At 53.5% G+C, this 9700-nt stretch carries 8 protein-coding genes; 5 read left to right on the top strand and 3 right to left on the bottom strand.

Annotated elements, in window-relative coordinates; all coding sequences use genetic code 11:
* Positions 1 to 270: 270 nt before the first annotated feature.
* The gene (locus D5S03_RS11530) at positions 271 to 2157 is read left to right on the top strand and encodes a SurA N-terminal domain-containing protein (RefSeq protein WP_008870608.1); all 1887 of its coding nucleotides are present in this window, start codon (positions 271 to 273) and stop codon (positions 2155 to 2157) included.
* Between the two features lie 11 nt (positions 2158 to 2168).
* Here D5S03_RS11530 and D5S03_RS11525 read toward each other — a convergent pair whose 3' ends face one another.
* Together D5S03_RS11525 and D5S03_RS11520 are read right to left on the bottom strand one after the other, a co-directional pair.
* Positions 2169 to 3170 carry a hypothetical protein gene (locus tag D5S03_RS11525; RefSeq protein ID WP_008870607.1) on the bottom strand — a complete coding sequence of 334 codons (1002 nt, stop codon included), beginning with the start codon at positions 3168 to 3170 and terminating at the stop codon, positions 2169 to 2171.
* A gap of 17 nt (positions 3171 to 3187) precedes the next feature.
* Entirely contained in the window at positions 3188 to 5353 is a 2166-nt protein-coding gene (locus D5S03_RS11520; protein WP_287044108.1) for a DUF3536 domain-containing protein, read from the bottom strand.
* 316 nt (positions 5354 to 5669) lie between these two features.
* Between D5S03_RS11520 and rdgC the strand changes: the two genes are divergently transcribed.
* The 3 genes from rdgC to D5S03_RS11505 all read left to right on the top strand — a co-directional run bounded on the left by rdgC (position 5670) and on the right by D5S03_RS11505 (position 7242).
* Positions 5670 to 6284, top strand: coding sequence for a recombination-associated protein RdgC (gene rdgC, locus D5S03_RS11515; RefSeq protein ID WP_008870605.1), 615 nt, complete (start codon positions 5670 to 5672; stop codon positions 6282 to 6284).
* 143 nt (positions 6285 to 6427) lie between these two features.
* A complete protein-coding gene (locus D5S03_RS11510) occupies positions 6428 to 6874 on the top strand; it encodes a DciA family protein (protein ID WP_008870604.1) in 447 nt (148 codons plus the stop codon).
* A gap of 26 nt (positions 6875 to 6900) precedes the next feature.
* Positions 6901 to 7242 (top strand): hypothetical protein, encoded by a 342-nt coding sequence (locus D5S03_RS11505; protein WP_008870603.1) that lies wholly within the window; start codon positions 6901 to 6903, stop codon positions 7240 to 7242.
* Between the two features lie 40 nt (positions 7243 to 7282).
* Here D5S03_RS11505 and D5S03_RS11500 read toward each other — a convergent pair whose 3' ends face one another.
* Positions 7283 to 8515: an HDOD domain-containing protein gene (locus D5S03_RS11500; protein WP_008870602.1), complete on the bottom strand. Its 1233-nt coding sequence runs from the start codon at positions 8513 to 8515 to the stop codon at positions 7283 to 7285.
* A 168-nt stretch (positions 8516 to 8683) separates the two neighbouring features.
* Here D5S03_RS11500 and tsaA point away from each other — a divergent pair, with 168 nt between their 5' ends.
* Positions 8684 to 9700: a tRNA (N6-threonylcarbamoyladenosine(37)-N6)-methyltransferase TrmO gene (gene tsaA / locus D5S03_RS11495; RefSeq protein WP_008870601.1), complete on the top strand. Its 1017-nt coding sequence runs from the start codon at positions 8684 to 8686 to the stop codon at positions 9698 to 9700.

Genomic DNA, 9700 nt, shown 5'->3' with positions numbered 1-9700 from the left:
CGCTAAGTACGCAAAGTTAAAGACGCGAAGCAGGTGTATTGTCCAAAACCGGGACACGGTTTTGGACAAGGCTGCCTTTTCATTTGCCGTTATCACGCGAAGCGCGTGACAAATGAAAAAAATCTTCCTGCCTTCCTTTGCGACCTTTGCGTCTTGAGTGACCACGCCAGGGCGTGGGAACGGGCGGTTAAGGTTCCTTTATTTCTTGGGTTGCGGGCATGGCCCACTTTAGTCTTAATTTAATTACATCAAATATAAGGGAGTAATGATATGCTGGATATAATGCGCCGCAATGCACAGTCATGGATTGTCAAGGTGCTGTTTGGCGTCATCGTGATAGTTTTTGTTTTCTGGGGAGTGGGCAGCTTCACCGAAGATGATCGCGAAACTCTGGCCGTGATCAATGGCGAGCCCATATCCATACAGGAATTCGCCAGGGCCTATGAAAGTACGGCTCATTCCATGCGGGAGCAGAATCCGGGGCTCAGCCGGGAGGACATGCGCTCCATGCAGCTCAGGGAACAGGTATTTAATCAGATGGTGAACTCCAAGCTGCTGGTCCAGAAGGCCAGCCAGCTGGGGCTGTCTGTCAGCCGGGAGCAACTGCAGCAGGAGATCACCAGTCTGCCGGCTTTTTTCGACGAGGAAAACAGGTTTGATCCCCAGCGCTATGAGCAGGTGCTTCGTTCCCACAGGCTGACGCCTTCACAGTTTGAGCGGGATTTCAGGCACAACCTGCTCATGGAAAAAATGGAAGAATATGTGTCTTTGCCTGCAAAACCCAATGAGCATGAAGTTCAGGAATTTTTCAATTATGTACGGTCCCAGGCAAAGATAGATTACAAGCTTTTCGAAGCAGACGAGTTCCACGACAAGGTAAGCATTACAGAGGAACAGATCAAAGAGTATTACCAGGACAACCAGGACAGGTTCATGGAACCGGAAAAAATCCGGATAGCCCACCTGGAGCTATCCCCTGACGCCCTGGCCGGGGCTCAAAGGGTTTCCAGCGAAGAAGTCGAGGCTTATTTCCAGAGTCATCAAAGTGAGTTTGAGCAGCCAGAAGAGGTTAAGGCCAGACATATACTCGTGGAGGTCGAAGAAGATGCACCAGAGTTGGAACAGGAGCAGGCCCGGGAAAGGATTGAACAGATCCTGGCAGAGCTTGAGATGGGCCAAAGTTTTGAAGAACTGGCCAGGGAACATTCCCAGTGCCCCAGTGCTGCTGAAGGAGGAGACCTGGGCAGATTCGGCCGCGGCGAGATGGTTGAGCCCTTTGAAGAAGCCGCTTTTGATCTGACCCCCGGAGAAGTCAGTTCCCCTGTACAGACCAGGTTCGGCTGGCATCTTATCAAGGTGGAAGAATACGTGGAAGCTGCAAGCCCGGATCTTGAGGAAGTAGAGGACGAGATCCGCAGAAAGATCGGCAGGGAAAAGGCCGCGGACCAGATAGGGGACTATGCAGACGATGTCCTGGAGATCGTGGTGGCCGGAGGCAGCCTGAAAGAAGCCGCCGACAGCCTGGGGCTGGAACTGAAGGAAACTGACTATTTTTCCAGGGAGCAGGGCCCTGAGGAGCTGGAACTGCCCGGGGAAGCCCTGGACAGGCTCTTTAATCTCATGGAAGGCGAGGTCACAGAATCTCCCATTATGCTGGACAATGGATATCTTTATGCCGAGAAAACCGGGGTGAGGGAAGCCAGGAGCCTGGAACTTGAAAAGGTGGAAGACGAGATAGTTGAGGAACTTACCCGGCAGAAGTCGATGGAGATGGCTGAGAAAGCAGCCGGAGACAAACTGGACAAAATACTGGACGAGGCAGTAGAGCCGGAAGAACTGGATCTGGTCACCAGCGAGCCTTTTGACAGGCAGGGTTTTATTCCTGGCCTGGGCATGAATCCGCAACTTGCGGAGCAGGCCTTTGTTCAGGACACGGGAAGCTGGTTGCCAGAGGTCAAGTCAACTGATGCAGGCTACATCGTGGCCCGGGTAAACGAGCATATAGAGCCGGACATGGAGCAGTTTGAACAGGAAAAGGATCAGTGGATGCAGTCATACGCCCAGATGCAGAGGCAGCAGGTCTTTAATTCATATATCACCATGCTGCGCTCCAGGGCGGATATAAACATGGTCCGCCCTGAGGTGCTGGACAACTGATCAACTGAGCGTCAACGGGAAAGGATGCCCTTGTCCCGGAAATACTGCATGGCTTCTTGGGCCCCGGTGAGAACCTTTTTCTCATCGGGGCCTTTTTGTACTATGGTTATCGGTACTCCCCTGAAACCCTGGACTTGGAAATAGAACCTGGCCTGGAGGATGAGTTCCTGCAGGTGGCCGGGTATTTCCACGTCCGGGGTCCCTGGGTACTGTTCCATGAGCAGGATTTCATAGAAGGGGTTTTTATCCGAGAGATCCATTTTTTTCAGGGCCGCTATTTTTTTCAGGTCGTCAGGTTCTGTATCCAGGGGGATGAAGTTCCAGGTGTAATCCAGCGGTTCTGAGCCCTCCTGGGCCAGATGCAGCATGATTTCGGTGCAGAGGGGACAGTGCATGCTGAAAAAGAAGTGAAACCTGGGCCAGTCTTGAGCCCCGGTATGGGACCACTGGATTACCGCTGTATTTTCCAGGTCCGGCCTGTCTGTTGCAGTGGTTGCAGGGGGCTGCAGGATACTCCCGGCTGCACCGCCGGCAATCCATACGCAAAGGCCCAGAAGGAACAAAAAGGCCTTTTTGCGCACCAGGGCGAAAAGGGCCAGGATGAGAAACAGGGAACAGGCCACTATTATGCACAGCAGGCAGGGTTCCTGAATCACCAGGAACTGAAAACCCATGAGGCTTCCGTCAAAGGACAAGGCGCCCATGAGCATTACTGTCGCCAGACCCCAAAGCCAGGCCCGGTTGTAACGCCGGGCAAAGAAGTACGCCAGCCAGAGAACCAGCAAAAAGACAAATCCCAGGAGGACCAGGTTCTCTTCACCGATGCGCACGTATTCTCCCACTATAAGACAACCTTCGGTGGGGCAGATGCTTACACCCATGGTCCGGCGTACAATCAGGTCTAGGCCAAGGCCCAGGGCGGCAAGAAGAAGTGCTGCATGCAGCAGGGGGGCGCTCCAGGCTGAACTTTCCGGGCTTACTGCTTCAGTGCTCTGCTGTTTTTTCTTTTTCATTTATGCACCTGTTCTAATCAGCTCCTGAAATCAAACATTTTCAGGGTATGTTCTTCAAATAAATCCAGGCCTTTTTCCCAAATCCTGTTCTGCAGGTGGTAGATGTCCGGGTAAATCCCGAGCTTTCTGCTTCTTTGAATCATCTCTCCTGCTTTGTCCCACATCTGCTGCTCTTGAGAGCAGAGCCCGGCCAGTTCTTTTTCAAGACAGGATCTGAGCAGGAAAGACAGGTAAGGATTGTTCTGCAGTACCTCCTGCCAGAATGCGGACCAGTCATCGGCTTCTTGGGCGGAGGAGAGATAATGTATAAGCATGCCCAGGGACAAAATACCCCTTCCGGCAATGGGCTCTTTCTGGCCGGTTTCGAAAAAGCTTTCCCTGTGCCTGCCGGGCATGGAAGCAGCCTGCATCAGGGTTGACAAAATCTTTTCTTCATATTCGCGGTCAAGTTGTAAAAGTACATGATTCTGGAGTTTTTTGTCCATGTTTGCCATGCCAAGGCTTTCTCCTTCCCCGGTCTGCACCCTGCAGTCCAGGGACGCCTCCTGGTCCAGGGCAAATTTCTTCTGGCCCTGTTCCTGCAGGCAGGTCCAGCTGTAATCCAGCTGCAGGATGTTTTTTTCTTTGCGTGTGCTGAACTCAAGGCCGGGAAAGGAAAAAGATGACTCCCGGTCCTGCATGCATGCTCCCATGACAGCCATGTGGGCCGGCCTGACTCTTCTGGGCAGAACCTTTTCCTTCCAGATCGTTACTCCGTCGCCTATGGCGGGATCGTTGGATCTGGCCTCTTCCAGTACTTCCAGGACAAGGGGTTCCACGTCGGGGCCTTGCAGGTCCTTGAGCATTTCCAGGGCTCTTGAACCGTAGCTGAGGGCGTTCAAGGGCTCGATGCGTCCCAGGTCGTCAAAAAACCAGGCGCAACTGGCAAAGGATGCCAGGCTCATGCGCTGCATTTCAAGAAACTTAAGGGCTACAGCCCTCTGGTTCCGGTCCAGATCACGGGCCTGGTGTCTGCGCAGAAACTCGTCACGCTCTACTTTGCCGCTCAGGCAGTTGCCGTAATCAAGCATTGCCTGGCGCGGATCACTGAAAAGCTCTCCTGCATAATGCCGGTAATGTTCATCAACATAATAGCGGATTACGTTCAGGGATCTGCGAAGGGGCCTTCTCCACAACTGGTTCCAGCCGGGGTGGTCACCGCTGCTGCACCCGCAGTCGTCCTGCCATCTTTCTATTCCGTGTACGCAGCTCCAGGATGATTTTTCGTGAATCCTGACCTCCTGCTGCGGTGGGTGTTTATCCAGGCAGGATGAGAAATTGGTCAGGGAGAGGGGGCTGTCTTCCTGCAGAGCCCTGTTCAATACCCAGGCCAGGGCCATTTCACCGAACTTGAAGTGGTGCCCGTACGACTCCCCGTCTGTGGCCAGGCTTAGAAGCTTCTGGTCGTGGTTGGCCAGGATTCGCTGCCAGAAGCCTTCCCCGTCGGAAAGAAGATTTTCAAAGGCTACGGCCTGAGAAACAGGTCCGTCGTAAAAGAATACCGAGACTTCCCGACCTGAGGGCAATTTTACCAGATATGGCCTGTCCTTGGGCAGGGTGCCTTCGTCGACCTCGTGCCAGTTGCCCCGGGAATCGGATATGGCTTTGGCCTGCCTGGGGGCCAGCACGGTAAACCTGATGTCTGCCCTGGCCAGGGCCTCCAGGTCCGGGGTGGAGACAGCGGTTTCAGAGAGCCAGAAACCTTCAGGCCTGCGGCCGAAGCGTTGCTGGAAATCCTGGATGGACCACTGTATCTCCACTTCCCGGTCCTCGTCTGTGGTCAGGGGCATGATGATGTGATGGTATATCTGGGCCATGGCGTTGCCGCGACCGAAGCGCTCGATGCTTTTGCGGTCTCCCTCCAGCACCTTGTGATAGGTGGAGGGACTGTGCCTGGCCATCCAGCGCAGGATGGTGGGGCCGAAATTGAAGTTTATGAATTCATAACAATTGACAATACGCTCGATGCGGCCGTGTTCATCCAGGATACGCGCGGCACCCAGGGGGTCATAGCTTTCCCTGTTGATGCGCTGGTTCCAGTCCGGGAACGGGGCGGCGCTGGCCTCGGGAAGGACTTCTTCCAGCCAGGGGTCAAAACGCGGGGGTTGATAGAAATGTCCGTGAATACAGAGATATTGAGGCATTATTAATTCCTTGGTATAATTTTTAAAGTTAAGGGTTGTCAGTCAATTGTTTATAGTTGAAGAAAACAGGTCAATGATTATCAAGTATATGTTTTTTGGTGGCTGCAGGCAGTTGAGATTGTGTACAAATAAAATAAATACAGATAGTTGCACATAAAATTTTAATTGTCCAGGAGTAAGGTTGAATGATGGTCCATGGTTTCACTTCTGCCCGGTGCAGCGCTTCAAAAATAATTTGCCTTGAAGGTCGAGTCAGGGCAGTATAGGTTTCTTGCATACAGGCATAAGGCACAGTATAAAATAAGGAGCGTCTTAATTGGGTATACTCAGTTCCAGCGTCAGTCTGACCAGGTACCGCATCGTGGAGAATGTCCCGGATGAACTTGTAAGTGAAGTCCCCCAGCGGCTCAAGAGCAATGCTTTCAGGGAGATTGACCAGACCAGCGACGAAAGGAGCTTCGGCTGGGTGTGTTTTGACGACCTCCTGGACAACCAGTGGCACACTGCAAGCCCGCACAAGGGACATTATCTGGCATTCGCACTGCGTCTTGACACTCGCCGCATTCCGCCTGCGGTTATGAAAAAGTATCTCCGCCTGGCCCTGGAAGAGGCCCGCCGGGAGCAGGAGTCCAGGGGCAGGAAGATTGTCACCCGGGACCATAAAGCGGAAATCAAAGACAGAGTGAAACAGACCCTTATGGGCAAAACCCTCCCAGTACCGGCGGTTTTCGACGTGGTCTGGGATGTTTCCAGCCACCTGGTTTACCTGGGATCTGTATCGCCCAAGGTCAGACAGCTTTTTGAAGATCAGTTCACCCAGAGCTTTGATCTGAGCCTCGAGCCCCAGACCCCGTATTTTCTGGCTGCAAGCCTTGTAAAAGAACATGAGAAAAAAATGCTGGATGAAGTTGAGGCTTCCATTATGGCTTAAGGCCAGATTTTTATTTTGCTGAGCGTCTTCATACATTGGCTAAATGGGGCTGTAAACAGAAAAATCAGGGCCGGATTCCGCATCAGAAAGGCTTCCGGATTCTCCTGTTGCCTTAGTGGGTTCAAAGTTTTAAGGTGAAGTTTATGGAGCCTGTAAACAGTTTGCTTGATAGGTTTTTCCAGCGCAATGACCCGGAAGGCAGGCATTACCTTTTCACCAGAATCTGTGAAAACTGGCGCCGGATTGTTGGCGGGCAATTCGCTGATATGGCCAGTCCCGTTGGCAGGAAAAAGCACACATTGATCCTTGGGGCCCGGGATTCCATAATCATCCAGGAACTTACCTTTCAACAGGAAGAATTGCTTAAAAGAATAAATGATTTCTGCGGGGTGGTTCTTTTTGACAACCTGCGTATAGAACTGTTAATGGGCAGAACCCCGCTGGATATTCCCTTAGTGCAGAATACCAGCCAAAAACTTGAGCCCCGGCGTCCCGAGCAGCTGGGAGGTTTGCTGCATGCTTTTCCGGAGGGATCATCCATCGCCAGATGTTATGCCAAGTATGTAGAATATTTTAATAAAAAAACCTGAAACCAATAATTTTCAAGGAGGTCGCTGTGAGCGAGGAAATCAACCTGGAACTGAAAAAACCCTTGGACAAAATGACAGCCAAAGAGCTCCGCCAGCTCTGCATTGACAAGATTCCCCAGATAAGCGGGGCTTCCGGGATGAGTAAAGAGGAACTTCTGTCTTCCATCAAGGAAGTGCTGGGAATGAGCCAGGAAGAAGGCGGCAAGTCCGGGGCCTACAAGGATCAGATCAAAAGCCTCAAGGCCAGAATGAAGGAACTGCAGGAGCAGAGGCTGAATCTGCCCAAGAGCAGACGCAGGGAGCGTGATGTGCTGCGGAAAAAGATCCACGATCTGAGAAAGAATACCCGCAGGCTGTCTGCTGTATAGTCAATGTACAGTTGCCACTAACCAGGGGCGGCTTTTAGTATCAGCCCCGCCCCTTTGCAAAAAATATATCCACAATATTTTCAAATTCTTCTTCTGCGCCGGAGATTATGTTCTCCAGCTTTTCAGGGGTAAGTCCTGCTGTTTTGCAGGCCGAAGGACTGAGCGGCGGAGCAATGAGGGACCCCTTCTGGGAAAAGGCCATGGCTATGGCCAGAAAATCTGCAAGATGAACCATGGCGGTCATGGGTGAGCCCAGGCAGTCCTCCCTGTGGTGTCCCCCCAGGGGATGGGCAAGGTACTGGGGAAGCTTCCATGATTTGACCAGCGCTGCACCTATCAGGCCATGGTCAAATCCCAGAAAATCACGTTCCGCCTCCACCAGAGGCAGGAGGTTGGACTGGGCGTAGATTATGGCCTCGGTGGAAATGGCCGGCAGTCTCCTGAACATTACCAGCCGGCCTATATCGTGCAGCAGTCCGGCCACGAACAGCCTTTCCCCGGATATTTCCGGGAAATCCCTGCCTAAGTGTCTGGACAGCACACCCACAGCCACGGAATGGGTCCAGAAGGAGCGCATGTCCACCAGTTCGCCGGGAATATCCTTGAAGGCGCTGATGGCCGAGATGCCCAGGGCCAGAGTGGAGAGTTCGTTTACTCCCACCAGGGCCACTGCCCGGGTTATGGAATCCACCCTGCTCGTGAGGCCGTAAAAGGGACTGTTGACAATCCTCAAAAGCTTGGCGCTGAGGCTCGGGTCCTTGCTGATGATGCCGGCCAGGTATTCGGCGGTACTGTGGGGGGAGTTGATGGCCCGGTGAATCTTGAAGTAGATATCCGGGAAGGAGGACAGCTCCACGTCGTGGTTGACAAGGTCTTTTAAGCTGAATTCTCCTGCATAGAAACTGTCCAGGAGGTTGCCGTCGTTTACCGGGAGGTTGGGTTCTTTTCTGGGGATGGTCCAGCCCTGTTGACATTTTAAGGCCAGCCTTTTTACGGCATGTTCGTAAACAGCCCGGGTTACGGGTTCCTCGATATCGTTGCAGGCATAGAAAGGAGTCAGATAGCTTTCTATGGCGTTAATGAGGTCCTGGTCGAGTGCCGCAGGTTCTCCTTCCTGGTTCTGGACGTGCACCCTGGCTATACCCCATTTGTGCAGGAATGCTATATGTTCCCGGGTCAGGGTCATGCCTCCGGGCAGAAGCAGGCGTCCATTGGGGGTAACAACGCTGCTCTCCAGGACCTGCCCGGGATTCAACTCTGTAACATCCACCATGCCCACGATTTGCACCGATCCTGAGTTTAAAGGCTGCGGCCGGGTAGCTGGGAGCTGCTGCGTCCCGGCTGCCTGCCTGATGGGTTGTAAAACAATTAAACGCCCGCGACAGAATTATATATTGCCACCAGATTGTCTGATAGGCAAGGGTAAACAGGGGGTGACTCCATGCATTTTAAAAGCATAGGCCTGGCAAGGACCAACTATCTGGATCCGGAGGATTGTCCCAGGCAGGGACGCGGGGATATGCCTGCCTGCACCATTGAGCTTGATCCCGAATATGCTCCCGGACTGCACCGCCTGAGACAGGGACAGGAGGTGGTTGTTCTGACCTGGATGCACCTGGCCCGCAGGGACGTATACCGGTTGCGCCCCAGAAATGACCCGGCCAGGCCCCTGCACGGGGTTTTCTGCACCAGGTCCCCGCATCGTCCCAATCCCATAGGTCTGCACCAGGTAAAAATACTTAAGATTCACGACTGCCGCATAGTGGTGCATCCCCTGGAAGTGGTGGATAAGACCCCTGTAGTGGACATAAAGCCGGTGCTGGGAGAGAGATCCCCGGAAAGTGGAGTGGAACAATACTTTTCTCCGGAAGATATCCAGTCCCTGGTGCTTGCCGGCCGGCGAGGCTGGGAGCGCGGGCTTTTCAGCGGCTGTAACGGCAATCTGAGCCTCAGGCGAGGGGGGCTTGTTCTTATTACCCGTTCGGGATGCCCCAAGTCCTGCCTGGAGACAGTGGACCTGAGCGTAATGGACCTGGAGAGCGGCAGTACCCTTGCAGGCGGGCCTGCGTCCATTGAAAGCGGTATGCACCTGCAGATTTACAAGCGCCAGGAAAAGGCCGGGGCAGTGGCCCATACCCACCCGTTGAGTCTTCTGGCTTTAAGCCGGGCTGGGGAAGGCGTTCTTTTCAAAAAAAAGGACCTGTTCGAGGCCAGGGCGGCCCTGAAAGGCCTTGGCCGGGTAGAGGCAATGGATCCCGGCAGCAGGGACCTGGCCAGGGCTGTAGGGGACAAGGCCAGGGAATATGACAGCATATTCATGGACGGGCACGGGCTGACCTGTCTGGCCGGTGATATTGCCGGGGCCATGAACAGAAGCGAAGAGCTGGAGTCCCTGGCCGGGCTGGAGGTCACGACCAGACTTCTTGAAAGTCAGGCGCTCAGCCTGCAGTCATCCTGA

The organism is Desulfonatronospira sp. MSAO_Bac3 (genome assembly GCF_003838035.1).
Lineage (GTDB): Bacteria > Desulfobacterota > Desulfovibrionia > Desulfovibrionales > Desulfonatronovibrionaceae > Desulfonatronospira > Desulfonatronospira thiodismutans.
The sequence above is the reverse complement of the archived record's forward strand: the minus strand, read 5'-3'. Positions and strand labels throughout refer to the sequence as shown.